Source organism: Rhodococcus sp. IEGM 27, from assembly GCF_033142305.1.
GTDB classification, from domain to species: Bacteria; Actinomycetota; Actinomycetes; order Mycobacteriales; family Mycobacteriaceae; genus Rhodococcus_F; species Rhodococcus_F oxybenzonivorans.
Genome location: NZ_JAWLSG010000002.1, coordinates 100321 through 125263 on the forward strand (window position 1 = coordinate 100321; position 24943 = coordinate 125263).

General features: G+C 64.9%; 28 protein-coding genes, 2 tRNA genes, 1 other RNA gene and 2 pseudogenes. 22 read left to right on the forward strand and 11 right to left on the reverse strand.

The window, feature by feature from the left end:
* Nucleotides 1-72: 72 nt before the first annotated feature.
* Both R4P95_RS06785 and R4P95_RS06790 read right to left on the reverse strand, forming a co-directional pair.
* Entirely contained in the window at nt 73-615 is a 543-nt protein-coding gene (locus R4P95_RS06785; RefSeq protein WP_317746459.1) for a transglycosylase family protein, read from the reverse strand.
* 473 nt (nt 616-1088) lie between these two features.
* Nucleotides 1089-1421 (reverse strand): transglycosylase family protein, encoded by a 333-nt coding sequence (locus tag R4P95_RS06790; protein ID WP_213571578.1) that lies wholly within the window; start codon nt 1419-1421, stop codon nt 1089-1091.
* Nucleotides 1422-1802: 381 nt separating this feature from the next.
* On the opposite strand from R4P95_RS06790, the gene R4P95_RS06795 reads away from it, so the two are divergent.
* On the forward strand, nt 1803-2258 hold the full coding sequence (locus R4P95_RS06795) for an SRPBCC family protein (RefSeq protein WP_213571579.1): 456 nt from the start codon (nt 1803-1805) through the stop codon (nt 2256-2258).
* A 91-nt stretch (nt 2259-2349) separates the two neighbouring features.
* Nucleotides 2350-2426 (forward strand) — tRNA-Met (locus tag R4P95_RS06800).
* A gap of 56 nt (nt 2427-2482) precedes the next feature.
* Here the strand turns inward: R4P95_RS06800 and R4P95_RS06805 are convergent.
* The 6 genes and pseudogenes from R4P95_RS06805 to R4P95_RS33550 form a co-directional block, all read right to left on the reverse strand.
* Entirely contained in the window at nt 2483-4108 is a 1626-nt protein-coding gene (locus tag R4P95_RS06805; RefSeq protein WP_317746461.1) for an acyl-CoA synthetase, read from the reverse strand.
* A gap of 167 nt (nt 4109-4275) precedes the next feature.
* Nucleotides 4276-5481 carry an acyl-CoA dehydrogenase family protein gene (locus R4P95_RS06810; RefSeq protein WP_213571581.1) on the reverse strand — a complete coding sequence of 402 codons (1206 nt, stop codon included), beginning with the start codon at nt 5479-5481 and terminating at the stop codon, nt 4276-4278.
* Nucleotides 5482-5510: 29 nt separating this feature from the next.
* The gene (locus R4P95_RS06815) at nt 5511-6923 is read right to left on the reverse strand and encodes an acyl-CoA dehydrogenase family protein (protein ID WP_317746464.1); all 1413 of its coding nucleotides are present in this window, start codon (nt 6921-6923) and stop codon (nt 5511-5513) included.
* Nucleotides 6924-7076: 153 nt separating this feature from the next.
* Complete coding sequence (gene hisN / locus R4P95_RS06820) at nt 7077-7880, reverse strand: histidinol-phosphatase (RefSeq protein WP_317746465.1); 804 nt, start codon at nt 7878-7880, stop codon at nt 7077-7079.
* Between the two features lie 35 nt (nt 7881-7915).
* Nucleotides 7916-8071, reverse strand: a pseudogene (locus R4P95_RS33545) (carbonic anhydrase); the annotation flags it as partial.
* Nucleotides 8072-8104: 33 nt separating this feature from the next.
* Nucleotides 8105-8206: pseudogene (locus R4P95_RS33550) on the reverse strand (carbonic anhydrase); the annotation flags it as partial.
* Between the two features lie 164 nt (nt 8207-8370).
* Between R4P95_RS33550 and prfB the strand changes: the two are divergent.
* From prfB to R4P95_RS06900, 15 genes are all read left to right on the forward strand, one after another.
* The gene (gene prfB / locus R4P95_RS06830; protein ID WP_109331164.1) at nt 8371-9477 is read left to right on the forward strand and encodes a peptide chain release factor 2; all 1107 of its coding nucleotides are present in this window, start codon (nt 8371-8373) and stop codon (nt 9475-9477) included.
* A gap of 6 nt (nt 9478-9483) precedes the next feature.
* A complete protein-coding gene (locus R4P95_RS06835; RefSeq protein ID WP_213571583.1) occupies nt 9484-10380 on the forward strand; it encodes a mechanosensitive ion channel family protein in 897 nt (298 codons plus the stop codon).
* Complete coding sequence (locus tag R4P95_RS06840; protein WP_213571584.1) at nt 10377-10847, forward strand: hypothetical protein; 471 nt, start codon at nt 10377-10379, stop codon at nt 10845-10847. The genes R4P95_RS06835 and R4P95_RS06840 overlap by 4 nt, the downstream gene beginning before the upstream one ends.
* Before the next feature lie 55 nt (nt 10848-10902).
* Nucleotides 10903-11592 (forward strand): cell division ATP-binding protein FtsE, encoded by a 690-nt coding sequence (gene ftsE / locus R4P95_RS06845; RefSeq protein ID WP_109331159.1) that lies wholly within the window; start codon nt 10903-10905, stop codon nt 11590-11592.
* A gap of 63 nt (nt 11593-11655) precedes the next feature.
* Nucleotides 11656-12561 carry a permease-like cell division protein FtsX gene (gene ftsX / locus R4P95_RS06850; protein ID WP_213571585.1) on the forward strand — a complete coding sequence of 302 codons (906 nt, stop codon included), beginning with the start codon at nt 11656-11658 and terminating at the stop codon, nt 12559-12561.
* A gap of 73 nt (nt 12562-12634) precedes the next feature.
* Nucleotides 12635-13108, forward strand: coding sequence for an SsrA-binding protein SmpB (gene smpB, locus R4P95_RS06855; protein ID WP_109331155.1), 474 nt, complete (start codon nt 12635-12637; stop codon nt 13106-13108).
* Between the two features lie 8 nt (nt 13109-13116).
* Nucleotides 13117-13971, forward strand: a complete 855-nt coding sequence (locus R4P95_RS06860; RefSeq protein WP_109331151.1) for a DMT family transporter — start codon at nt 13117-13119, stop codon at nt 13969-13971.
* A gap of 92 nt (nt 13972-14063) precedes the next feature.
* Nucleotides 14064-14435, forward strand: a transfer-messenger RNA (tmRNA) gene (ssrA, locus tag R4P95_RS06865).
* Nucleotides 14436-14501: 66 nt separating this feature from the next.
* Complete coding sequence (locus R4P95_RS06870) at nt 14502-14867, forward strand: fluoride efflux transporter FluC (protein ID WP_213571586.1); 366 nt, start codon at nt 14502-14504, stop codon at nt 14865-14867.
* The gene (gene crcB / locus R4P95_RS06875; protein ID WP_109331149.1) at nt 14864-15208 is read left to right on the forward strand and encodes a fluoride efflux transporter CrcB; all 345 of its coding nucleotides are present in this window, start codon (nt 14864-14866) and stop codon (nt 15206-15208) included. The genes R4P95_RS06870 and crcB overlap by 4 nt, the downstream gene beginning before the upstream one ends.
* Before the next feature lie 74 nt (nt 15209-15282).
* Nucleotides 15283-16914, forward strand: a complete 1632-nt coding sequence (pgm, locus tag R4P95_RS06880) for a phosphoglucomutase (alpha-D-glucose-1,6-bisphosphate-dependent) (RefSeq protein ID WP_213571587.1) — start codon at nt 15283-15285, stop codon at nt 16912-16914.
* A 66-nt stretch (nt 16915-16980) separates the two neighbouring features.
* The gene (locus R4P95_RS06885; protein ID WP_317746466.1) at nt 16981-18207 is read left to right on the forward strand and encodes an MFS transporter; all 1227 of its coding nucleotides are present in this window, start codon (nt 16981-16983) and stop codon (nt 18205-18207) included.
* Nucleotides 18208-18233: 26 nt separating this feature from the next.
* Nucleotides 18234-18722 carry a MauE/DoxX family redox-associated membrane protein gene (locus R4P95_RS06890; protein WP_213571589.1) on the forward strand — a complete coding sequence of 163 codons (489 nt, stop codon included), beginning with the start codon at nt 18234-18236 and terminating at the stop codon, nt 18720-18722.
* 41 nt (nt 18723-18763) lie between these two features.
* A complete protein-coding gene (locus R4P95_RS06895; protein ID WP_213571590.1) occupies nt 18764-19495 on the forward strand; it encodes a DsbA family protein in 732 nt (243 codons plus the stop codon).
* A gap of 163 nt (nt 19496-19658) precedes the next feature.
* Nucleotides 19659-19731: transfer RNA gene (locus R4P95_RS06900), tRNA-Ala, on the forward strand.
* A gap of 123 nt (nt 19732-19854) precedes the next feature.
* Here the strand turns inward: R4P95_RS06900 and R4P95_RS06905 are convergent.
* Entirely contained in the window at nt 19855-20073 is a 219-nt protein-coding gene (locus R4P95_RS06905) for a hypothetical protein (RefSeq protein WP_213571591.1), read from the reverse strand.
* Between the two features lie 643 nt (nt 20074-20716).
* On the opposite strand from R4P95_RS06905, the gene R4P95_RS06910 reads away from it, so the two are divergent.
* The gene (locus R4P95_RS06910; protein WP_397517654.1) at nt 20717-20980 is read left to right on the forward strand and encodes a hypothetical protein; all 264 of its coding nucleotides are present in this window, start codon (nt 20717-20719) and stop codon (nt 20978-20980) included.
* A 56-nt stretch (nt 20981-21036) separates the two neighbouring features.
* Nucleotides 21037-21243 carry a hypothetical protein gene (locus tag R4P95_RS06915; protein ID WP_159926001.1) on the forward strand — a complete coding sequence of 69 codons (207 nt, stop codon included), beginning with the start codon at nt 21037-21039 and terminating at the stop codon, nt 21241-21243.
* A 16-nt stretch (nt 21244-21259) separates the two neighbouring features.
* Here the strand turns inward: R4P95_RS06915 and R4P95_RS06920 are convergent, their stop codons facing one another.
* On the reverse strand, nt 21260-21781 hold the full coding sequence (locus R4P95_RS06920) for a PAS domain-containing protein (protein WP_317746468.1): 522 nt from the start codon (nt 21779-21781) through the stop codon (nt 21260-21262).
* A gap of 157 nt (nt 21782-21938) precedes the next feature.
* Here R4P95_RS06920 and R4P95_RS06925 point away from each other — a divergent pair, with 157 nt between their 5' ends.
* A complete protein-coding gene (locus R4P95_RS06925; protein WP_317746469.1) occupies nt 21939-22424 on the forward strand; it encodes an acyltransferase in 486 nt (161 codons plus the stop codon).
* Here the strand turns inward: R4P95_RS06925 and R4P95_RS06930 are convergent.
* Nucleotides 22364-22879 (reverse strand): MarR family winged helix-turn-helix transcriptional regulator, encoded by a 516-nt coding sequence (locus R4P95_RS06930; protein ID WP_213571593.1) that lies wholly within the window; start codon nt 22877-22879, stop codon nt 22364-22366. The two genes, R4P95_RS06925 and R4P95_RS06930, sit on opposite strands and share 61 nt — an antisense overlap.
* Before the next feature lie 74 nt (nt 22880-22953).
* Here R4P95_RS06930 and R4P95_RS06935 point away from each other — a divergent pair, with 74 nt between their 5' ends.
* Both R4P95_RS06935 and R4P95_RS06940 read left to right on the forward strand, forming a co-directional pair.
* Entirely contained in the window at nt 22954-23796 is an 843-nt protein-coding gene (locus tag R4P95_RS06935) for an alpha/beta fold hydrolase (RefSeq protein ID WP_213571594.1), read from the forward strand.
* A gap of 66 nt (nt 23797-23862) precedes the next feature.
* Nucleotides 23863-24912: a CobW family GTP-binding protein gene (locus tag R4P95_RS06940; protein ID WP_213571595.1), complete on the forward strand. Its 1050-nt coding sequence runs from the start codon at nt 23863-23865 to the stop codon at nt 24910-24912.
* Nucleotides 24913-24943: the final 31 nt, after the last annotated feature.

Here is a 24943-nt window from a genome sequence, read left to right on the forward strand (position 1 = left end):
CCTCACGAAAAATACGAACGACAAGGCCCTGTCATCCGAGCGGATGACAGGGCCTCGTCGTGTACTGGTCGATCAGCGCAACGCGGCGATCAGCTGCGGGTTCGCATCGATCAGCTGCTGGAACTGCTGTCCGAAGCCGTTCTGCTCGGCGAGCTGACGAGCGGTGTCGATCCCTTGCTGGGCGACCGGCTGAGCCGGTGCCTCGGTGACCGGTGCCGGCGCCGGGGTGGGCTCGGGGGCAGGCGCAGGGGCCGGGGCCTCGGCGACGTCGCCACCACCGGTGGTCAGGTACTGACCGCAGGTCGGCCATGCTCCGGGGCCCTGGGTCTGGAGGACGTTCTCGGCGACGCGGATCTGTTCGGCCTTGCTGGCGTTGGACGCCGTGCCGGTGCCGCCGTTGGCTTCCCAGGTGCTCTGGGAGAACTGGAGTCCGCCGTAGTAGCCGTTCCCGGTGTTGATGCCCCAGTTGCCGCCGCTCTCACACTGCGCGACACCGTCCCAGTTGTGGGAAGCAGCCGAGGCGGTGCCGGTGCTCAGTCCGAGCGGGACAGCGACGACAGCACCGGTGACGGCGATCCAGCCGAGGGCACGCTTGCTGAAGGTGGAATTGGTCATGTGGGGTAAATCCTCTCCGCGCTTGCTGGCGTGGCCGGCCTGCGGGCGACGTTCTCGTCGTTCCCGGCACGTGTACCGGTTGCCACGTCCCTGCCCCTCGAAGGTTTCGGGGATTACCGAACCCGCGGGGCAGAGTTGGCAGCGGCGGGCCGGCTTGTGCCCGGTTGTTTCGGGCCGAGAGCGACCGTACGGGAGGTTTGCCGCCGATTCACCCGGCGATTTGTGGTACGCGGGTACAGCACCAAGCTGGTAAATCCGGCATATGTGCTGGTAGGTGCATGTCGAGACCAATTCGGGGCCGTGTCGTTACCTTCGCGTTATGTGGTGCGGATCACCGGATTATTGTGGAGTAGCTCACGTCAGCGTGTCCGCGAATCCTGTTGTCCGGCAGCCTTCGAGCACGCACGCGACGCGAAAGTGCCCTGCGCGCAGTCCTACTGCACGCAGGGCCTCGTTCGATCGCGGTCAGCGGATCAGAGGTACTGACCGCAGACCGGCCAGGCGCCCGGGCCTTGAGTTGCCAGAACATTCTCGGCCACCCGAATCTGCTCTTCGCGCGAGGCGTTGGATGCGCTGCCGCTGCCGCCGTTGGCCTCCCAGGTGCTCTGCGAGAACTGGAGTCCGCCGTAGTAGCCGTTTCCGGTGTTGATGGCCCAGTTGCCGCCGCTCTCGCATTGTGCGACTGCGTCCCAGTTGCCGGAGGCGGCCGATGCCGTACCCGTGCTCAGTCCGAGCGGCACGCCGACGACTGCTCCGGCGAGTGCGATCGCGCCCATGGTCCGCTTGACGATGCTGGTGTTGGTCATAAGTCTGTTTCCTCTCCGCAATGTGCTGACGAAGTACGTCACGCGTCGGCTGGTGTGCCGACCCTGGTCGTTTTCGCCCCTGCCCCTCGAGGTGTCGGGATTCCGAATCCGCGGGGGCAGGTCGAGCTGCGGCGGGTCGGCGTTGCCCGGTAGTTTCGGGCTGGCAACGAACGTACGCGTCGATCACGGAATGGTCACGGGGTCGTTTTTTGTGACGCCCGTCCAAATAGTGGGACGTATGGTTGGGATTTCCGCAGGTCGGAAGGTGAGAAATGGTCACGGAGACCGTTACAGGAATTCGCTAGAATGTGACGAGCATCATAACGTTCCGGTAACGGCTGTGACTGTTGAGGTGCTGGAAAGTAGCCGATGGGAGAATGTATGGCCGCTGTGGACGTCGTGACTCAGACCACGATCGCGCGACCGCGACACGAGGTCGCGGCGTACGCGTCGAACCCGGGAAATGCGACCGCGTGGTACGCGAATATCACCGAGGTGAAGGGTGATTGTGCGGGCCATGTGGAGATGGGCGCCGAGTTCGCCTTCGTCGCCGAGTTCTTGGGGCGACGTCTCGTGTACACCTACGAGGTCGTCGAGCACGTACCGGACACGCGCCTCGTGATGCGCACTGCTGAGGGTCCCTTCCCGATGGAAACGATCTATGAATGGGAAGAGACAGCCGATAGGAGTACGAGAATGACCCTGCGCAATCGTGGCGAGCCGTCGGGGTTTGCGAGGATCGGTGCGCCGGTGTCGGCCCGCGCCATGCGCCGAGCCAACAACAAGGATCTAGCCCGCCTGAAGGGCATTCTGGAAGCCGAACTCGGCAATTCGTGACCGTCTGCTCGGCCCGCCGGCGACCCCTGGGGAGCGGCCGTCGACGCGATTTGCTTTCCGTTCGTTCGCTCGTGTAACTTTGTTCATGCAGCGCGGGGTGGAGCAGCTCGGTAGCTCGCTGGGCTCATAACCCAGAGGTCGCAGGTTCAAATCCTGTCCCCGCTACCACTGAAGAACGGCGTCCTGGATTCCAGGACGCCGTTCTTCGCTGTGCATGGCTGCGCTCAGGGCTCCATCTCGATGAGCGCCCTACGGAGCAGTTTGCCGGTGGCGTTGCGGGGGAGTTCGTCGATGAACACGATGTCGCGCGGAACCTTGTACCGGGCGAGATTCGACTTGATGTAAGCCTTCATCTCCTCGGCATCCTTCGCGGACCCCGGTGCAGGGACGACGAATGCTCGTAGCCGATGCCCGAAATCGGCATCTTCGACACCGATGACGGCCGCCTCGATCACGTCTTCCCTGTCTGCGAGGAGATTCTCGACTTCGAGGGGGTAGACGTTCTCGCCACCGGACACGATCATGTCGTCGTCGCGGCCGTCGACGAAGAGCAGTCCGTTGCGGTCGAAGTGGCCCACGTCGCCGGTCGAGAGCAGGCCGTTGATCCGTTCCTTGTCGCGGCCGTCGGTGTAGCCGGAGAAACTGAGCCCACTGGCCACGAATATTCGTCCGACCGTTTCCGGTTCGGTGATCCGTTGTCCGGCTTCGTCGTACAGTTCCACGTGGCAGGTGACGGGCGGACGGCCGGCGGTGCCGGGGGCCAACGCGAGGTCGGCGGGCGTCGCCACGGTGGCAACGGCGACCTCGGTGGACCCGTAGAGGTTGTGCAGAACGTGTCCGAACGCTGCGGTGGTCCGTTTGCACAGATCGGGGGACAGCGACGACCCGGCCGCGAAGATGATGGTCAGGCTCGAGGTGTCGTACTTCGACAGGGTGTCCGGGCCGAGGTCGATGATGCGCTGCAACATGGTGGGAACAACGACGAGAACGTCACAGCGGTGCTTCTCCAACAGGCGGATGGTGTTCTCCGGGTCGAACTTTCGGTGCATGACCACCGTTTGGCCGAGGGCGAGCGCGAGCGCGAACTGCGAGACGCCTGTTCCGTGGAACGCGGGCGCGGCCATCATCATCGTCTGCCCGCGCCGCAGGGGAACCCGGTCGAGGAATTGGGCAGACGCCAGCGGCGAGGTGTGGCCCCGCGGCGCACCTTTCGGCGTTCCGGTGGTGCCGCTGGTGAGGAGAACGAAACCACCCTCGGTGGAAGGGGCCGGGACGGGGCCGCGATCGACGCCGTCGATCAGGTCGTCGAGGGTGCGCACCTGCGACGCAGAACCGTCTTCTGCCCACGATCGGTACGAGATGACCTCATCGGGGAGTGCCTCGGCGACCCGGCGGAATTCGTCGTCGTAGACGAACGCTTCGATCTGCTCGCGGGCGGCCACGTCGACGAGCTGCGGCCGTGCGAAACCGGTATTCATCAGTACCAGGCGGGTGCCGTTCTTGGCGGCCGCGAGCATGGTGAGTACCAGGCCGCGGTGATTGCGGCACATACATCCCATGGCGGACCCTGGGGTGATGCCCTCTGCCTGCCACGCGCGCACCAGGGCGTTCGACTGCTCGTCGATGTCGATATAGGTGAGTGGCCCGCGCTCGTCGATCAACGCCACCGCGTCGAGTCGGGCCTCGGCGTGAGCGTGCACCGGACCCGCAAACGGGCCGTATTTCCGGACTGCCAGGAGGGAACGAATGCCCTGGTCGACCCGGGGGAACGGCACGAGGCCGGAGCGGTTCATCACCCGAACGGCTCCCGCGGTGTCCGCGATCTTGGTGAGAAGGTGCTGAGCTGGCATGGATGCCCCTTCCGGCGTGACGGATGTCACGTTCAGACTAGAGGACGGTCGGTGTCGTGTACTGCCGTTACGTCGGTCCTCGTCACCGGATTTCGGACACGAAGAAGCCCCCGCCGCAGGTGACCGCAGCGGGGGCTACTTCCCTCGTTGAAACTATTCCTGAGCTGCTACTTCAATTCGGCAGACGACTTCCCCAGCAGGCGGCGGGCCACGATCAGCTGCTGAATCTGCTGCGTGCCCTCGAAGATGTCGAGGATTTTCGAGTCGCGAGCCCACTTCTCGAGAAGCGGACGCTCGGAGTATCCCCACGTGCCGGCAAGTTCGACGGCCTTCACAGTTATCGCTGTTCCGGTGCGACCGGCCTTGGCCTTCGACATGGACGCTTCGAGTGAGTTCGGCTTCTTGTTGTCGGCCATCCAGGTCGCGCGCAGCGCCAGCAGGTAGGCAGCTTCCCAGTCGGCCTCGAGCTGCAGGAATTCTGCGGCGGCTGCGTGCTGGTTGTATGCCGGGGTGTCGTAGGAGATCTCGACCCCCGCGTCGGTGAGGATGTGGCGCAGTTCCTCGAGTGCAGCGCGGCCGAGTCCCACGGCCATGCCGGCGACGATCGGACGGGTGTTGTCGAACGTCTGCATGACGCCGGCAAAACCCTTCTCGACGTTCACCTCGGGCGTACCGAGGAGGTTGTCTTTCGGAATCCGACAGTCCTGCAACAGTAATACCGCGGTGTCGGACGCCTTGATCCCCAGTTTGTGCTCGAGACGCGCGACGCTCAGTCCCGGTGCATCCCGGGGGACGACGAACGATTTGATCGCTGCCCTGCCCTTGGTCTTGTCGACCGTGGCCCATACGACGACGTGCGTGGAACGTTCACCGGCGGTGACGAAGATCTTCTCACCGTTGAGGACGTACTCGTCACCGTCGAGCACCGCCGTCGTGGTGACCGCGGCGGAGTCCGAACCGAAGCCCGGCTCGGTGATGGCCATCGAGGCCCACACCTTGCCGAACCTCTCGAGCTGCTCGTCGGTGGCGACCGCGGCGATCGCAGAGTTACCGAGACCCTGGTACGGAATGGCGAGTGTGAGTCCCACGTCGCCCCAGCAGGTCTCGATCACGTTCATCAGCGAGGACATGTTGCCCCCGTTGACGTTTCCAATGACCTTGGGCTCGTCACCGCGCCCGAGGGCAGCGCCTGCGGCACCCTTGCCGGAGTCGTTGAGCCCCTCCACCATGGCGGCCATGGTGTCGAGTTCCTTGGGGTAGGCGTGCTCGGCAAGGTCGTACTTGCGCGAGATCGGCCGGAAAATCTCCGCGGCGACCTGATGTGCCTGGTTCGCGGAGGCTTTGAGCTTCTTGGGAAGTTCGAGGTTGATCATGACTGTTTCCTTAGTTCGAATCCGGCCGCTCAGATCAGGACGATGCCTTCGGCAACACCGATGGCGCGAAGGTCGCGGTACCAGCGCTCCACGGGGTGTTCCTTCGTGTAGCCGTGGCCGCCGAGCAACTGCACGCCGTCGAGGCCGATCTGCATTCCCTTCTCGGAAGCGAGCTTCCGGGCGAGTGCCGATTCGCGGGCGAACGAGAGGCCCTGTTCCGCCCGTGATGCACCACGCAGCGTGACCAGACGCATTCCGTCGAGCTCGATACCGATGTTGGCGACCATGAAGGCCACTGCCTGACGGTTGCTGATCGGCTCGCCGAACGCCACCCGCTCGTTCACGTACGGGATGACATAGTCGAGCACGGCCTGGCTGGTGCCCACTGCGAGCGATGCCCAGCCGAGGCGGGCGAGGCGGATGGCGTCCGCGTACTCGGACTTTCGCACATCGGCGTCACCGTCTCCGAGCAGCGCCGACTCCGGCACCGCGACATCGGTCAGCTCGAGGCGGCCGAGTCCGGCGGCGCGCAGACCCATGCTCGGATCGGCTTCGACAACGAGTCCCTTGGAGTCGGCCTCGACGATGAAGAAGGACGGCTTGCCGTCCAGTTCTGCTGCCACGATGAACAATTCGGATGTTGCGGCAGCCGGAACCAGGCTCTTCACTCCGTTGAGCCGGTATCCACTCGGCGAGCGGACCGCCTTGGTCTGCAACGCGAACGGATCGAACAGCGCCCGTGGTTCGTTCACGACGACAGCGGCATTGGGAACCTGCTCGCCGGTGAACGCGGGAAGGTACGTCTTCTGCTGGGCGTCGGTACCCCACTGCGTCAGGGCTACCGCGACGCCACTGGGAGCGAGGATCGGAAGCGCGAGGCCCATGTCTCCGTGCGCCAAGGCCTCGGCGACGAGCGAGTTGGTGACGGCTCCGCGCTCACTGGCCGCGCCGTCGAGTTCCTCCGGGACGTTGATCAGGGTGATACCGAGTTCGGCGGCGCGTTTCACGAGATCGGCCGGGGCGGCCGCGGCGGCGTCGGCGTCATGGCCGGCTGGGCGCAGGATCTCGGCGGCGAACTCGCGCACGGTCTCGACGATCATCTGCTGCTCGTCGGTCGGGGTCAGGTCGAAATAGCCCGCTGCAGCGCTCGGATTGTCGGGGAGCCGTTTCGGCGCGCCCCCGCCGGACACCTTCTTGAAACCGCGGGTAGCGGCACCGAGGGTTCGGAAACCTGTCTTCGTTCCTTCGTAGGTCACCCGATCGATCGTCTGGCGCAAGTTGTACTTCTCTGCCAGATCGGAACCCGTGATCTTGGTCAACACTCGCATCGCGGCACCCATGGCGTCGCGCCTGACGGGGTTGAGTCCGACCGCGGACGTGTCGCGGGGCTTCCGCTTTCCGCTGTCGTGGGGGGCAACTGTGTCTTGCTTGCTCATGATCACCAGCTGTTTCTCGGTGTTCGGGCGTGGACACCAGCTATCTTACTCAGCAGTAAGGTTGGTGTCTACTATTGAGTAAGTTCCGGGCGTCAGGTCCCTGAACGGCGAACGGCCCGGCCTGAAGTTCCAGGCCGGGCCGTTCGCCGTTCGGCGACGTCAGTGCGCGTGCAGGTGGGGTTTTCGTAGGCGGTCGAGGACCTCGTCGTGCAGCAGGCCGTTGGTGGCCACAGCGCTTCCGCCGTGCGGTCCGTCAGCACCGGTGAGGTCGGTGAAGCGCCCGCCCGCCTCCCGGATCAGTACATCCAGCGGAGCGAGGTCCCACAGCGAGACCTCGGGTTCCGCGGCGATGTCGACGGCGCCCTCGGCGAGCAGACAATAGGAGAAGAAGTCGCCGAAGCCACGGACCCGCCAGACGTCGTCGGTGAGGGAGAGGAACTGCTCGCGGATGCCGAGATCCCTCCACCCCGACAGGCTCGAGAACGTGAGACTCGCCGATTCGAGTCGGTCCACGGCGGAGACGGAAATACGGCTCGGCGCGGCCCCTGCGAACGAGGCCCAGGCGCCGGCGCCCGCGGCCGCCCACCATCGACGAGCCAGTGCAGGAGCGCTGACCACGCCCACGACGGGCACTCCGTCGTCGAGGAGGGCGACGAGAGTTGCCCACACGGGAACGCCGCGGACGAAGTTCTTGGTCCCGTCGATCGGGTCCACCACCCACTGACGTCCCGAGAATTGGGCATCGCCGCCGAATTCCTCACCCAGCACGGCATCGCCCGGGCGCTCCGATTCGAGCGTCGACCGGACCGCCCGCTCCACCGCCAGGTCGGCGTCGGACACCGGAGTCAGGTCGGGTTTGTCGTCGACCGCGAGATCGAGAGCGCCGAACCGGGCCGTGGTGATCGCGTCCGCCTCGTCTGCGAGGTGGAGTGCGAGCTGGAGGTCGGCGTCGAGGTCGGTCACGGTCGCACAGATTACTCGGCGGCGCCCGCCCAACTTCAGCCGCTCGTGACTTCCCTGAGCTTTCCCGTGGCCACGTCGAACACGAATCCGCGCAGTGAGGTGGTGGCCGTGATGAAGGGACTCGACTCGATCCGGCGCAGCGACTGCCGGACGTCTTCGTCGAGGTCCGAGAATGTCTCGGCCGCCCAGCTGGATGATCTCCGTGGTGCCGAGTAGTGACCGATGGCGAGTGAGCGGATCTCGTCGTCCGTCACCACCCCGCCGGCGTTTCGGATCACGTGGCTCTCTCCTTCCTGGAGGCCGAGGATCCGGTACAACTCCGTCCGGGGAAACTGCGGAATGGGGACCGCACAGGCATGTGCGCACCCGTGCATCGAACGCCTGGCACGTCGGCGACCGCAAGGGTTCGCATCGGCTGATCGGAAGGGGTGACTGCAGTTGCGCGCGGGGGTGAAATCGCCCGCAGAATTACCCGGTAACCTTGAACACCGTGCATCCCGACGTATCTGCAGAACTAGGCGAGCTCGACACCACCCTCCGTACCGTCGAATCGGTGCTGGATGTGGAGGAGCTGCGTCGCCGCATCGACGAACTCGAACACCAGGCGGCCGACCCTGACCTGTGGAACGACCAGGAGCATGCACAGCAGGTCACCAGCCAGCTCTCGCACTCTCAGGCTGAACTGCGCCGCGTCGAGGAGCTGCGCCAGCGGCTCGACGACCTTCCTCTTCTCTACGAGCTCGCGGAGGAGGATGCGGGTGCCGAGGCGCTCGCCGACGCCGATGCCGAGAGGGAGTCGCTGCGGGCCGATATCGAGGCCATGGAAGTCAAAACCATGCTGTCCGGCGAGTACGACCAGCGTGACGCGCTGGTCAACATTCGATCCGGCGCAGGAGGTATCGATGCCGCAGACTGGGCCGAGATGCTGATGCGTATGTACATTCGGTGGGCGGAGAAGCACGGCTACGGGGTCGAGGTCTACGACACCTCGTATGCCGAGGAGGCCGGAATCAAGAGCGCGACGTTCGCGATCAAGGCGCCGTATACCTACGGCACCCTGTCGGTGGAAATGGGCACCCACCGCCTCGTGCGGATCAGCCCCTTCGACAACCAGGGGCGTCGGCAGACGTCCTTCGCCGAGGTGGAAGTACTGCCGGTCGTCGAGACCACCGACCACATCGACGTGAACGAGAACGACGTCCGCGTCGACGTCTACCGCTCCTCCGGTCCGGGTGGGCAGTCGGTCAACACCACCGACTCGGCGGTGCGCCTGACGCACATTCCGACCGGAATCGTCGTCACCTGTCAGAACGAGAAGTCGCAGCTGCAGAACAAGGTGTCGGCGATGCGGGTCCTGCAGGCGAAGTTGCTCGAGGTCAAGCGGAAGGAGGAGCGCGCGGAGATGGATGCATTGAAGGGCGACGGCGGCAGTTCGTGGGGCAATCAGATGCGTTCCTACGTGCTGCACCCCTACCAGATGGTGAAGGACCTGCGCACCGAGTACGAGGTCAACAACCCGTCGGCCGTCCTCGACGGCGACATCGACGGATTCCTGGAGTCCGGCATCCGGTGGCGGATGCGCGAGAACCAGGCCTAGACGCCTATGGAGATCACCGCAACCATGTTCGCTCCCACTCGGAATCTTCTCGACTGGCTCAGCTCCACAGGGCTGGCCGTGTCGTTGACGGTGCTCGGTGCCCTACTGATGGCCAGACTCGTCAGCTGGGGCGGCGACAAGATCACCGACCGCATCGACAACAGCTACATGCAGGGCGACGCCCTGGTCCGATCCGAGACCACCAAGCACAGACACTCGGTGGCTCAGGTGATCACCTGGGTGGTCATCACCATCATCTATGTCATCGCCACCATGAAGGTGCTCGATCAGCTCAGCTTGCCGATCGGCAGTCTCGTGGCGCCGGCCACCGTACTCGGTGCGGCGCTGGGTTTCGGCGCGCAGCGCGTGGTTCAGGACATCCTCGCCGGATTCTTCATCATCACCGAACGTCAGTACGGCTTCGGTGACACGGTCCGGCTCGCCGTCACCGGGGCCTCGGACGACGCCGAGGGTGTCATCGAGGACGTGACGCTGCGTGTGACGCGGATGCGGAACACCGACGGCGAAGTCATCACCGTCCCCAACGGCCAGATCGTCAAGGCGATCAACCTGTCGAAGGACTGGGCGCGCGCCGTGATCGACGTTCCGGTGCCCGCGGCCGCCGACATCAACCAGGTCAACGAGGTACTGCACCAGGTCGGCGTCGAAGCATTTGCGGATCGCGGACTGAAGAAGCTGCTGCTCGACGAGCCGACGGTGATGGGTGTCGAACGCCTGACCGTCGACGAGGTGAGCGTTCGTATGGTCGCCCGGACCCTTCCGGGTAAGCAATTCCAGGTCGGGCGTGCTCTCCGGGTGCGCGTCGCCAGCGCGATGCGCCGGCAGGGGATCACCGTGTCCCCGGACCTGCAGACCGTCCGGGTGGGGGAGGACGCGGTATGAGTGAAGAACCGAGGCGCGGACTCGATCGGATCCTGCACTCGCATGTCCTTCCGTCGAAGCTGTTCGGCGGACGGGTACGGACGTCGACGCTGGTGCTGTGCTTGCTGTGGGTAGCGCTGTACACCCTGTACACCTCGCTCAATCCCGCCGAGGACGCTGGACAGGCACCCCCGCCGGCCCCGACCATCACCACTCCCGTGCCCAGTGAGGAACAGGTTCCGGTGACATCACTGCCGTCGTCGACGGTCGACACCCCGACCGAGATCACCGAGACGACGGAGTCGACCACTACCGAGCCGACGCCCCAATCCACCCCCGGGTTGACGATGCCGTCGCAGAGCACGCAGCCGACCACGACCACGCAGCCGTTCGGATTGCCGCAACTCTTCCCCGCTCCTGCAGCACCCGGGACGCCGACGACGATGTCCCCGGTCCCGACCGCGCCCAGCTCGCAGACCGGACCATGACGCTCGGCCTGCGCTTCACTTGGTCACTGTTCGATAACGTCTAGACTGGCTCCTCGTGATCAGCGTCGAGAATGTGTCGAAGTCGTACAAGACCTCCACGAGACCCGCCCTGGACAAGGTGAGCGTCGAAGTGGACAAGGGTGAGTTCGTCTTCCTCATCGGCCCGTCGGGCTCGGGCAAGTCGACCTTCATGCGTCTGCTCCTCAAGGAGGAGTCACCGACCTCGGGCGACATTCACATCGCCGATTTCCACGTCAACAAGCTGTCGGCTCGGCGGGTGCCCAAGTTGCGTCAGAGCATGGGCGTGGTGTTTCAGGACTTCCGGCTTCTGCAGAAGAAGACGGTGTCGGAGAACGTCGCCTTCGCTCTGGAGGTGATCGGAAAGCCGCGGGCGATGATCGCGCGCACGGTTCCCGAGGTACTCGAGATGGTGGGTCTGTCCGGCAAGGCGGACCGTTTGCCGACCGAACTCTCCGGTGGTGAGCAGCAGCGCGTCGCGATTGCGCGGGCGTTCGTGAATCGGCCGTTGGTGTTGCTGTGCGACGAGCCCACCGGCAACCTCGACCCGGAGACCAGCCAGGACATCATGTTGTTGCTCGAGAGGATCAACCGCACGGGCACGACCGTGGTGATGGCGACGCACGATCATCACATCGTCGACTCGATGCGTCGTCGAGTGGTCGAACTGGACCTCGGAAGAGTGGTGCGGGACGAAGCCCGAGGTGTGTACGGCGTGGGGCGTTAGCCGCCCGCCCTCCCTCGATGCCAGCCCGTCCGCAAGCCATTCGACGAAGGACTCCGATTACCGATGCGTGCCAGTTTCATTGTCAGTGAGCTCCTCACCGGACTCCGTCGCAACGTCACCATGACGATCGCGATGATCCTCACCACCGCGATATCCCTCGGGCTGTTCGGAAGCGGACTCCTCGTGGTGCAGATGGCGGGCAAGACACAGCAGATCTTCCTCGACCGGGTGGAGGTGCAGATTTTCCTCACGGACGACATCTCCACCTCGGACCCCGGCTGCGAGGCGGAGATCTGCCGTTCGCTACGCACGGAACTCGACGACACCCCGTCAGTGGTATCGGTGGAGTACCTCAACCGGGACGATGCCGTGAAGGACGCGACGGAGCGGGTGTTCAAGGATCAGCCCGAGCTCGCTGCACTGGTCAGCCCGGACAGCTTCCCGGCGTCGTTCAAGGTCAAGCTGAGCGACCCCGAACGGTTCGGGGTGATCAACGACCAGTTCGGTACCCGTCCCGGGGTCGAGAGCGTGCTCAACCAACGTGAACTGGTCGAGCGTCTCTTCAGCGTCCTCAACGGGGTCCGCAATGCGGCGTTCGCGATCGCCGTCGTGCAGGCGGTCGCCGCTGTGCTTCTCATCGCGAACATGGTGCAGATCGCGGCGTTCACCCGGCGGACGGAAGTCGGGATCATGCGGTTGGTGGGCGCTACCCGGTGGTACACGCAGTTGCCGTTCCTCCTCGAGGCGGTGGTCGCGGCGGTGATCGGTGCCATACTCGCCATCGTGGGCTTGTTCACCGCGAAGAACATGTTCATCGACGACGTGCTAGCCGATGTGTACGAGGCGAACATTGTCGCCCGGATCTCCAACAGCGACGTGCTGTTCGTCTCACCCGTGCTCCTGCTGGTCGGTGTGGGCATGGCGGCGGTCACCGCCTACGTGACGTTGCGCTTGTATGTGCGCGAATAATTCGGTTTGCTCCCTCTCCTATGCTGGAGACAACGAACTGCTCATGAACATCGCGGACTGAAAGGCCCGGAACGTGAAGGAAAAGGGCCGCAAGGTCATTGCGACCAACCGCAAGGCGCGTCACAACTACGCCATCATCGACACCTACGAAGCGGGCATCGCACTCGTGGGAACCGAGGTGAAGAGCCTGCGCGAGGGAAAGGCGTCGCTCGTCGACGCATTCGCCACCGTCGACAACGGCGAGGTGTGGCTGCGATCGCTCCACATTCCCGAGTACACCCAGGGCACGTGGACCAACCACGCGCCACGGCGCACCCGGAAGCTGTTGCTGCACAAGCGTGAGATCGATCACCTCGTCGGGAAGACGAGAGAGGGTAACCAGACCCTCGTGCCCCTGTCGATGTACTTCTCGGACGGCAAGGTGAAGGTGGAACTTGCGCTCGCGAAGGGTAAACAGGATTACGACAAGCGTCAGGATTTGGCCAAGCGCACCGCCGAACGTGAGGTGACCCGCGAACTCGGACGACGAGTCAAGGGAATGCGCTGACCGGCGTCCTGCTCGCGCTGGTCGCTGCCATCGGCTACGGCGTGAGCGATTTCGTCGGTGGAGTGGCCTCTCGGCGGGTGGCTGCACTGCGGGTGGTCATCGTCTCGTATCCGCTGTCGCTGTTGATCGTGCTGGTGATCGCGCCGTTCGTGGCGGGCACGTTCACCACCTCGTCCCTGTTGTGGGGCGCGGTCTCCGGCGTGGCCGGCGGTGTCGCCGTGTGGTGGTTCTATCTGGCGCTGGCAGCAGGCCCGATGTCGGTGGTGTCGCCGTTGACTGCCGTCCTGGTGGCAGGCATCCCTGTTCTCGTCGGTCTCGCTTTCGGGGAACGGCCCGGATCGATTGCGTACGCCGGGATTGCTGTCGCACTCGTCGCCGTCGTGCTGGTCAGCCGAGAGTCGCCCGACGAGACGGCCGGCGAGGTGGCGGGTGGTCGAGTGCTCACGTTCACGAAGTCCGTCGCGCTGCTGACCGTCGGTTCCGGTGTCGCCTTCGCCATCGCGTTCGTGGCGCTGCACCAGATCGGTGCCGAGGGCGGGTTGTGGCCCCTGGCCGTCTCGCGCGCCGCCGCCACAGCCGTGGTGTGGGTGGTGGCGCTGGCGTCCGGTCATTTCCTTCTGCCACACGGAGAGCCGATGAAGCTCGCCGTCTACGTCAGTTTCCTCGATGTCGCGGCCAACGCCGCAATGCTCTACGCATTCCAGGGCGGGTTGCTCTCCCTGGTCAGTGTGATCGGATCGCTGTACCCCGCAGCGACCGTGCTGCTGGCCATGGTGATGCTCGGCGAACGGGTGAGCAAGGTGCAACAGGCCGGAATGCTGCTGGCGCTGGCGGCCGTCGGGATGATCGCCGTCGCCAGTTGAGACCGCCCACACGCCGCTGCAGACAAGTGGGATGAAACCGCGCCGGGTTCGCGTTACACTGGGTGGCCCCCCGAGAGTCGTGGGGGACGTACGGGGCTGAACGGTTTCGACTGCGTACGTTGAGGTAGGGGAAGCGTGTCGGTGCAGGCAAGAGACCACCGTAAGCGTCGCTGCAAACATATAAGCGCCGATTCCAATCAGCGCGACTACGCACTCGCTGCCTAAGTAGCGACTGCGTGTCTGTCAGTCCGGGTTCGCCCTCGGCCCGGGTACTGGCATCAGCTAGAGGGCTTTACCGTTCGGCTCGGTCGCGGAGCCGAACGGGACAACTCACAGCGACTGGGATCGTCATCCTGGCTTGTTTGCGAGACTGGGAGATCCAAGTAGAGGCATAGCAAACTGCACACGGAGAAGCCCTAGCTTTGCTGCGTAGGACCCGGGTTCAATTCCCGGCAGCTCCACCCCGAATCCGGGCCGGACACCACACCAGGTGTCCGGCCCGAATCGTGTCAGCGAGGGAAGGAACGCCGGTGCCCGTGTCGAAATCCGTCCTCGTGGTCGCCGCGGGAGGAGCGCTCGGAGCCACCGTACGGTTCATTCTGGCCCAGCAGTGGCCCGGTATCTGGACCATTCTGGCCATCAACGTCGTCGGTTCGTTGCTGCTCGGGTACCTCGCCGAGATGCTCGGGCCGGACCGACCGTTGCGGCTGTTCCTCGGGGTCGGTGTCCTCGGCGGATTCACCACGTTCTCGACCTTTGCCGTCGATGCCGTGGGGGAGGATGCCGGCCGCGCCGCGCTGTATGTGACGGCTACTCTGCTGCCTGCCCTCCTGGCGGCACGACTGGGCATGCTCGTCGGCCACCGCCATCGCCGGGCTCGTGGAGCGCTCGTATGACCCTGCTCCTCGTTGCCCTCGGTGGTGGGCTCGGATCCGCCGTCCGCTACCTCGCTGCGCGCTATGTGGTGCCGTACCGCAGCTTTCCCGTCGCCACCTTCGTGGTGAACATCAGCGGTTGCCTGATCCTCGGAATGGTGTCGGGCGCAGCGATGTCTGCGCAGCTGTTCGCGTTGTTCGGCACCGGTTTCTGCGGGGGCCTCACCACCTATTCCACCTTCGCGGTCGAGTCGGTCGGGCTCGCGCGTATCCGGCGCACCGTGACCTCACTACTTTACGTGGTGGCCAGCGTCGGCGCCGGATTGGGCGCCGCCTGGCTCGGCTTCCGATGGACGTATTGATCGCGGACTGTGCCGCGAGGGTGCAGGATGGGACCGATAGTCGAGTACGACATCGTCGACGTGGAGGAGGTCTCGTGGCGCACGACAGGGCGGGTCAGGTGGCACTGCCGGAGGATCTGGTGGACATTGCGCATCTGGTCACTGCGTACTACAGCCGTGTGCCCGATCCCGAAAACCCCTTGCAGCAGGTGCTGTTCGGGACTTCCGGGCACCGCGGATCGAGCCTCGACTCCGCATTCAACGAGGCCCACATCCTCGCCACGACGCAGGCCATCGTCGAATACCGGGCGTCGCAGGGTATCGACGGTCCGCTGTTCCTGGGTCGCGATACGCACGCGCTGTCCGAACCCGCCTGGATGTCGGCACTCGAGGTGCTGGCCGCCAATGACGTGACGGTGCTCATCGATTCACGGGACCGCTACACGCCGACCCCTGCGGTCAGCCACGCAATCCTGCGGTACAACAGCAGCCGTCCCGAGTCCGAGGCGGACGGGATCGTGGTGACGCCCTCGCACAATCCGCCGCGCGACGGCGGATTCAAGTACAACCCACCACACGGGGGTCCCGCTGGTTCCGAGGCGACAACGATTATCGCCGACCGCGCGAACGAATTACTGCGCCGCGATCTGTCGGGAGTCAAGCGCGCGTCCGCGGAGCGGGCCATGCAGCGCGCGGAGCGATACGACTTCCTCCGCTTCTACGTCGACGACCTACCGAGCGTGCTCGACCTCGATGCCATTCGCCGCGAGGGAGTGCGGATCGGAGCCGATCCGCTGGGCGGTGCGAGTGTCGACTACTGGGGTGCCATCGCCGACACGCATCATCTCGATCTCGAAGTCGTGAACCCGCTCGTGGACCCCACCTGGCGGTTCATGACTCTCGATACCGACGGCAAGATTCGTATGGACTGCTCGTCCCCGGATGCCATGGCGTCCCTGATCGGAGCACGGGACCGCTTCGACATCGCCACGGGCAACGATGCCGACGCGGACCGGCACGGAATCGTCACTCCCGACGGCGGACTGATGAACCCCAACCACTATCTCGCCGTAGCCATCGACTACCTGTTCGCCCACCGGCCGGGGTGGGGTCCGGCGGTGCGGGTGGGCAAGACACTCGTCAGTTCGTCGATGATCGACCGGGTGGTCGACAGCCTCGGCCGCGACCTGCTCGAGGTCCCGGTGGGTTTCAAGTGGTTCGTCCCCGGACTTCTCGAGGGATCACTCGGATTCGGCGGGGAGGAGAGCGCGGGGGCGTCGTTCCTGCGACACGACGGCCGGGTGTGGAGCACCGACAAGGACGGCATCATCCTCGCGCTGCTCGCCTCCGAAATCACGGCGGTCACCGGTAAGACACCATCGGTTCGTTACGGGGAGCTGGCAGAGAAGTTCGGCAGTCCGGCGTATGCCCGTATCGATGCGCCCGCGACGCGGGAGCAGAAAGCAGTCCTGGCCAAGCTGTCGCCGGAACAGGTGACGGCAACCGAACTCGCGGGGGAGCCCATCACCGCGACCCTGACGACTGCTCCGGGAAACGGGGCACCGCTCGGCGGGTTGAAGGTCACCACGGCCAACGCGTGGTTTGCCGCGCGGCCGTCGGGAACCGAGGACGTGTACAAGATCTACGCCGAATCGTTCGAAGGTCCCGAGCATCTCGCACAGGTGCAGGCGGCCGCCAAGGAACTGGTGGCCGACGCGCTGCGGTGACCCCGCGCCGAGGCGACCCGGGGTGAGTGTCTTCGTGTCGGCGGCTGCACATAGCATCGATTCCCGATGAACACTCGTGAAGCTGGGCCGCTCTCCGGGACCAAACCCCGACTTCCCTCGGAAATCTGGGTGCTGGTGTCGGCCAGCTTCGTCATCGCATTGGGTTTCGGCATCGTCGCGCCGGCGCTGCCGCAGTTCGCGCGCAGCTTCGACGTCAGCGTGACGGCCGCGACGGTCGTGATCTCGTCCTTCGCCTTCATGCGGCTGGTGTTCGCCCCGCTCAGTGGGCGGCTGGTGCAGAAGTTGGGCGAGCGCCCGGTCTACATCACCGGTCTGCTGATCGTTGCGGCGTCCACAGCGGCGTGCGCGGTGGCGGGCGACTACTGGCAGCTGTTGATCTTCCGCGCACTGGGCGGGATCGGCTCGACGATGTTCACCGTGTCCGCGATGGGTCTCGTCATCCGGATCGCACCGGTCGACAGTCGCGGCCGGGTATCAGGGTTGTATGCCACAAGTTTCCTGCTGGGCTCGGTCAGCGGACCGCTCGTCGGCGGGCTGCTCGTCGGATTCGGTCTGCGTGTCCCGTTCGTCATCTACGCCATCGCCCTCGTGATCGCCGCCGCAGTCGTTTTCGTCAGCCTGAGGGGATCGCATCTCACCGCACCGGACGCCACCGCTGCGGGGGCCGCCATGACCTTGCGGGAGGCCTCGAGATCGTCCGTGTACCGCGCCGCGCTCGGATCCAACTTCGCCTTCGGTGGGGTCATCTTCGGCGTACGGGTCGCGATGGTCCCGCTGTTCGTCGTCGAGGCGCTCCACCGCGAGGAGGCGCTCGCCGGAATCGCACTCGCCGTGTTCGCCGTCGGCAACGCGCTGGTCCTCATCGTGTCGGGAAGGCTTTCCGACACCTACGGGAGGAAGCTCTTCGTCGTGCTCGGCCTCCTGGTGTGCGGGGCGAGCACCGTCGGCATGGGATTCAGCGAGGATCTCGTCGTTTTCCTCGTGCTCTCCGGTGTCGCGGGTATCGGGTCCGGCATCATGAGTCCCGCCCAGCAGGCGGCCGTGGCGGACGTCGTGGGTGCGAAGTCGCGTGGCGGGCCTGTGCTCGCCACGTTCCAAATGGTGGCCGACGTGGGCGGCGTTCTCGGTCCGGTCGGCGCCGGTCTACTCGCCCAGCACCTGTCCTACGCAGTCTCCTTCGCCGTTACGGGTGGTGTGATGCTCGTCGCCGCAGCAGGCTGGATGCTGGTGCCGAACAAGCCGGCCCCGAAGGTGTCGGTCGAAGCGCTCTGACCGGCGACGTCTGTACTCTCGTTTCGGTGTGGATCAGGATCGTCTCCCTCGTCGCCCGCGTGTCCCTCGCCGTCGTCTGGCTCGTCTCCGGCGCGCTCAAGGTGGCGGATCCCGCACAAACGATCATCGCGGTTCGCGCCTACCAACTGCTCCCGGAAGAGCTCGTCCGTCCCGTTGCCAACGCCCTACCGTTCTTCGAAATCGCCCTCGGACTACTGCTTCTGATCGGGCTCGGGGTCCGGGCCACGGCGGTGGTGTCGGCGACCCTCCTGCTCGTCCTCGTCGGCGTCATCATTTCGGTGTGGGCGCGTGGCCTGTCCATCGACTGCGGTTGTTTCGGCGGTGGGGGAGCGGCCGACGTCGACGGCTGGGACTACACCAAGGAAATCCTGCGGGACATCGGATTCCTCGCGCTGGCGGCCTGGTTGATCGTGTTCCCCCGTACTCCGTTCGCGCTGGGGCCCGCGTCGCGGGCGCCTTTCTCAGTGGCCCCTCAGCCGACGATGGCAGAGTAAGCACCTGGTAAATCGATCCGACATCGAAGGACTGCATCCACGTGAGCTCGAAGAACAAGTACACCCCGCAGCCGGAGTCCAGCCGGTCCACCTACATCCTCGGTGGGCTCGCCGTACTCGTCATCGCAGCCCTCGTGATAGGCGGCGTGATCTGGCAGAACAACCGAAGCAAGCCGCGCAACGACGGTTACGGGGGAGTGCAGAACTCCGAGGTCCGGGTGTCGGTCGAAGACAACGGCGTGGTGCTCCTCGGCCGTCCCGACGCAGCCACCACGATCGATCTGTTCGAGGACCCGATGTGTCCCTATTGCGCCGAGTTGGAGAACAAGAACGGGCAGGAACTGGCCAAGGCGGTCGACGACGGGAAAGTGGCTGTCCGCTACCACATTCTGAACTTCCTCAATCGGTTGTCGGCCAGCGGTGACTACTCCACGCGCGCTGTCGCGGCATCACAGTGCGTTGCGGCGACCGGTGACGCGTCGGTGTACTCGGACTTCCACGCTGCCCTGTTCGCGCCCGAGAACCAGCCGGCGGAGAACGGCGATTCCGACCACTCCAACGAGGAACTGGCGCAGATGGCCCGCGACGCCGGAGCGTCCGACGAGGCCGCGCAGTGCATCACTACCGGGGCGAAGGTCGAGCAGGCTGCGATCGACGCGGAGGCCGGCCGTCAAGCTCTGAGCGCGAGCGGCGCAACCGGCACTCCGGCAGTGGTTCAGGACGGCACCGTCATCGACGCGCTCTCCAACGAGAACTGGGTGTCCCAGCTGTAGGCGGCTCCGCCGCCCGTGCGCCTTTCTGGTTGTCCCGGCAACCACAAAGGCGCACGGGTGCGAAGCGCCTCTGAGCAGGCGATTTGTTGGCCAGGTCGACGATGGTGTAACTTTCTTCGAGCACGCGGAAGTCATTCCTGGTGCGAGAGAAAGAACTGAATACGGGGCTATGGCGCAGCTGGTAGCGCACCACACTGGCAGTGTGGGGGTCAGGGGTTCGAGTCCCCTTAGCTCCACCCACTGAGAAGTCCCCCACCATGCATCGCATGGTGGGGGACTTCTTCATGTGCGTGACCACATGCATTTCCCATGGTCTTCGTCCGCTGTTGCCGGTCGGGGCAGTCGAACCTGGCCGGCGGCTAGCCCGTTGCCTTCCCGGGCAGCAGAAGCTGTTGTTCGACGGCGGCGACGACGGCGCATCCCGGGCAGAGAGTGGTGCCGTCCGTGACCCAGCCGTTCAACCGGGCTGTGCAGCGGGCAGCGGTTCGACTGTCAGCCAGGGCGCGGTACGTGTGATCGCAGTGGTCACAATGGAAGTCCCACGCGCGGGGGCGCGAGGGGACAGTTTCACCGCTCATGTGACGCTCCGATCACCCCACACGACGCGTTCCCACCAACTGCTCAGTGGACTCGGATCCGGCCAGCGCACACACTCTTCGGTATGTGCTGTTCGATGGTCGCGTCGGTCTTTCACCTCGGAAGATCCGTGCTTGCGGTACCGCACAGCTGTGCACCTCCCCATTACCCGGCGTGCCCGCCACGGCGACGGACACGGATGCCTGTGCATCTCGGAAATTAGCACTCACATCGGTCGCGTGCCAGCGCTACCGATCGGTAACGACAAAGTAACCAGCATGGGCAGTCTGTTAGCTGTCGCTGTGCACCTCCTCTGAATTGGCACTCAATATAGGAGAGTGCTAAATTCTTGGTGCGCAGTGATGCCGCATCCGACCAGGTGGCAGGCGCTTGTGGACCGAACCCGGAAGATGGATAGCTGTGCTTCACTTCGGGCCCGGTCCGCAGTCCCGCTCGGTCGCCGACGCTTAGCTGAGGGCAGTCGCGGTCGGATCACGCGCAACGGCGCGTCGGTGAGTCGCTGTCTATCACGCGCCCCGGCACTGTCCCCGTACGTCTGCACGGAGAGGATTTACCGCAACCATGACCATGACTACGTCACCGTCTCCCTCGTCCGATCGCCGGCGCGGCCACCTGCCATGGCTGATGACGTCGACGCGGCCTCTCGGCGCCTACTGCAGCGACGTCTCGGTGATGCTCGGCGCGCTGTCGATTGTGATGTTCTGGATGTTCGGCTTCGGCATTCTCCTCGGGGCCGGAGCCATAGCGACGGGCGTCGTTGCATCTCGAAATCCGTCGGTCGAGGCGGACGAGTCGACATCCCTGGAGGCTCTGATCGGCATACTCACCGGTGCCTTCGGAATCGCGCTCGGAATCGTCTTTCTCGCTGCCGCCCTGCCCCACATGTGAAGTAGCTGCGTCGGCGATCTCGGGTCGGGACGTTGTCGCAGTGGGACACTGGCAGTATGACTTTCACCGTGACACATCGGTCGTTCGACCAACTGGCAGAGTTCGCCGTCACCGACTTCAGCGGCGACGACACCTACAGCATCCATGACAGTGGTGCGCTCGTCATCGTCCGCGAAGACCGGGAACTGGTCTATGCGCCGGGAAGTTGGTTCCTGGTGGAGCGCGCCGACGGCAGTGCGGGGGCCCCGGGCAACTACATGTGATAGAACATACGTTCGATTAACGTGTAGATTCGGTTCTGTGACGCGCCGGACCGAGCTCGCCCCACGGCGATGCCCCAACGGGCACCTGCTCGGTGCCAACACCTGCCTTGTCGGGTGGGAAGTGTGCGACTGCGGCACGTCGAAGAACGGCGGGCACCGCACGCATTTCTGCCGGCGGTGTGGTGCCACGATCCGCACCCCGCCTTGTCGCAGTCGGCCGACCGGTCAGGGTCGGTAGGTGTGTCAGCGTCTCATCGCCCACGTCGAAGGCGGACACCGCGACGTGAACCCAGAGCCAATGGTCATTACGGTGACGGATACGCAGGTGTGCCGTCGCGCTTGCCCTCTCACCACCCAGGGAGCGGGCGAGCATCGCGCTCCACAGGTCGCTGTCGTCGGGATGGAAGAGTTGTTCGTGCCGGAGACTGTCGAACTCGTCGACGCCGGCGCCGATTAGAGCGGCGCAGGCCGAGTTGCGGAAGATGACCTGGCGGTTCTTGTCGTGGACGCTGATCGCATGCGGGATTGATTCGAGCATGGCAGCGAATCCTTCGCTATCGAGTTGTGCCACTCGCCCCCCTTGGGTCTCGGGAACATCATCGGGCTCGGTGTCGGAACCGTTACCGAGTCGCATGTGTGCCGACCGAGCAGATGACCATCCAGCGCGGGGCGCGATCACTGGCTAGGGTTGGCGTGTGCGCTTCGTCACGATCGTCCAATCGTCCGCATTTGTGCCGGTCTGGCTACGGATTCTCTTGTTGCTGGCTGCCGGCGCGAAGGTATGGGGTGCCGGGATCTACTCAGGATGCTATTTCGGCAGCAAAGATGTCAGTCTGGGTCTCGGTACCTTCATCAACCGCGGAGTGCTGTTCGATGGCACCGCAACCATCACGCTCGGCCGACAAGTGGCGGTCGGTCACCGTGTCCAGTTCATTACCAGCACACATCGGCTGGGTCCGATGTCGGGACGGTGCGGGGCGGCGGTAGACCTTCCCATCGTGGTCGGTGACGGCTGCTGGATCGGCGCAGGGGCAATCATCCTGCCCGGAGTGACGGTCGGCGAAGGTTGTGTCGTCGGTGCAGGAGCGGTAGTCACCCGCGACTGCTCGCCGAACGGACTCTACGTCGGCTCACCCGCGCGACGCGTCCGCGATCTCGACACCGAGTCCTCGGTCGGGTGAACGGCCACCTGCCGTTCGACGGCGACAGCGGCGTTCATGCCGTCGAGGAATCGTGAAATAGTCTGTCGCTCTGAAGGTTCGAATCCCTCGAGGATGGTTGTCGTCCGGTTGATGAGCGGGCCGAAGAAGGTTTCACCGAGGTTCATCGCTGTGGCAGTGACCGTGATTCTGGAGCGGCGCCGGTCCTCGGCGTCCGGCGTGCGACGGACGAGTCCGGCCTTCTCCATGCGGTCGAGAAGTGCAGTGACGGATGCCGAATTGATCCCGAGGCGGTCGCCGAGCCAACCCGGGGTTGCAGCGATATCTGCGCGACCGGCGTCCAGGATGCTGATAAGTGCCCGGAGGTCGGTGGTGTGCAGTCCGTGCAGCTGGGCGAACTCGGCGCCGAGCAGATTCAGCTCCACCGCGAGAGCGCGCAGCTTGTGCACAGTCTGAGCGCTTTCGTCGAGATTCACGAGACCTGAATGTACTGCCGGAGCGCGGCCGAGGAGATAATATCTCGATCATCGAGATAAATGGAGGAGGCGCTGTGGCGAAACTCGATGACTTCTATCGCGCCTACGACGTCCTGCTGGGCAGCTGGCCGGTGGTGGCTACACCGGTCGACGTGCCGACGGCCTACGGCATGACTCGGGTGAACGTGTGCGGTCCCGAATCGGGCGCACCACTGCTTCTCCTGCCCGGAGGCGGAGCGACTTCCACGGTCTGGGCGGCCAACGTCGAGGTCCTGGCGCGTCGCCATCGCGTCTATGCCGTCGACATCATGCAGGACGCCGGGCGGAGCGTAAGCGATGGCACCCCGTTGCGCAGCACGAGCGACTTGTTCACCTGGCTCGATGAGGTACTGGATGGATTAGGTCTGGAGTCGACCGCACTCGTCGGACATTCCTACGGGGCGATGATCGCCCTCGGATACACGTCGAGCGGACGCGGAAACGTCGACAGTGTGGTGCTGCTCGACCCGACATCGTGTTTTGCGGGACTGAGCACCCGCTACCTGCTTCGGGCCGCACCGCTGCTGCTTCGTCCCACTGCGGAGCGGCAACGCGCGCTGATCCGCTGGGAGACTGGTGGCGTCGGCCTGGACGAGCGATGGCTCGAGTTGGCCGCCCTCGGGGCGGTTGCCTTCGCCGGCGCGAAGGTCGTGGTTCCGCGCCGTCCGAAGCCTGCCGCATTCGCCCGGATGACCGTCCCGACTACCGTGCTGCTGGCAGGAAGTAGCCGCGCGCACGACGCGGCGGCGGTGGCGGCCACGATCCGGCGCAGGCTTCCCTCGGCGACGGTCACGACAATCGAGGGAGCCACTCACCACACCATGCCGATGGTGCCTGCCGCCGCCATCGGCGCGGCGATAGTCGGCGCGGTGAGCTGAGATCGGTCGGCCGGGCGCTACCATGGGCGCCCGGTGGCTCATCGAGATCCATGGAGGTCGGGGCAGTTGGCGAAGAAGCGGATTCCGGTGGTCATCGTCGCTGGATTCCTCGGTTCCGGTAAGACCACCCTGCTCAATCATGTGCTGCGCAACAATCGCGGTGTCCGCGTGGGTGTCATCGTCAACGACTTCGGAGCCGTGAACATCGATTCGATGATGGTGGCGGGGCAGGTCGATTCGATGGTGTCGCTGAGCAACGGGTGCATGTGCTGCGCCGTCGACGTCAGCGACATGGACGACATGCTCGATCGTCTGGCGAATCCCTCTTCACAGATCGATGTGGTGATCGTCGAGGCCAGCGGGCTTGCCGAGCCGCGCAACATGATTCGGCTCGTGCTCGGCAGCAGAAATCCGCACGTCGTGTACGGGGGGCTGGTGGTGATGGTCGACGGTGAGCAGTTCGAGGAAACGTCCGCCCGGCATCCTGATCTCGGGAAGCACGTGACCCTGGCCGACCTCGTCGTACTCAACAAGACCGACCGGATCGACGAACCACGACTCGGTGCGGTGAAGCAGCTGGTACGCGACTACAACGATCGTGCCCCGATTCTCGCGACCGCGCACGGGCGCATCGAGCCCACCCTGCTCTTCGATCAGGAACCGGGACGTGATCCGGCACCCGGTGAACAGCTCACGCTCGATCGGCTGTTGCTGGATCAGCACGAGCACTGCGATGAGGGTTGTGGCGGTCACGACCACCTGCATTCGTCCTACGAGTCAGTCGATTTCGCGTCGGTCGACCCGATCGATCCACGGCGGCTGGTCGATTTCCTCGAAAGCCGGCCCGTCGGCATCTATCGCATCAAGGGATTCGTGCACTTCGCGGTACCGGGGCAGTCGCGCAAGTTCGAGGTGCAGACGGTGGGGCCACACATCCGATTCACCTCCACGCGCTGGGAATCGGGGGAGGAACGCACAACGCAATTGGTACTCATCGGTGCGGACATCGAACCGGAGAAGGTGCGCGCGGGCCTCGAGGACTGCATCGTGTCCGAGGGCGAAGATGTCGACCCCGGCGCGATGTTGGGGGTGCACCGCTATACCGTGACGGCGTGACCGAGCCCGCGTGTAGCACGCCGTCGTATCC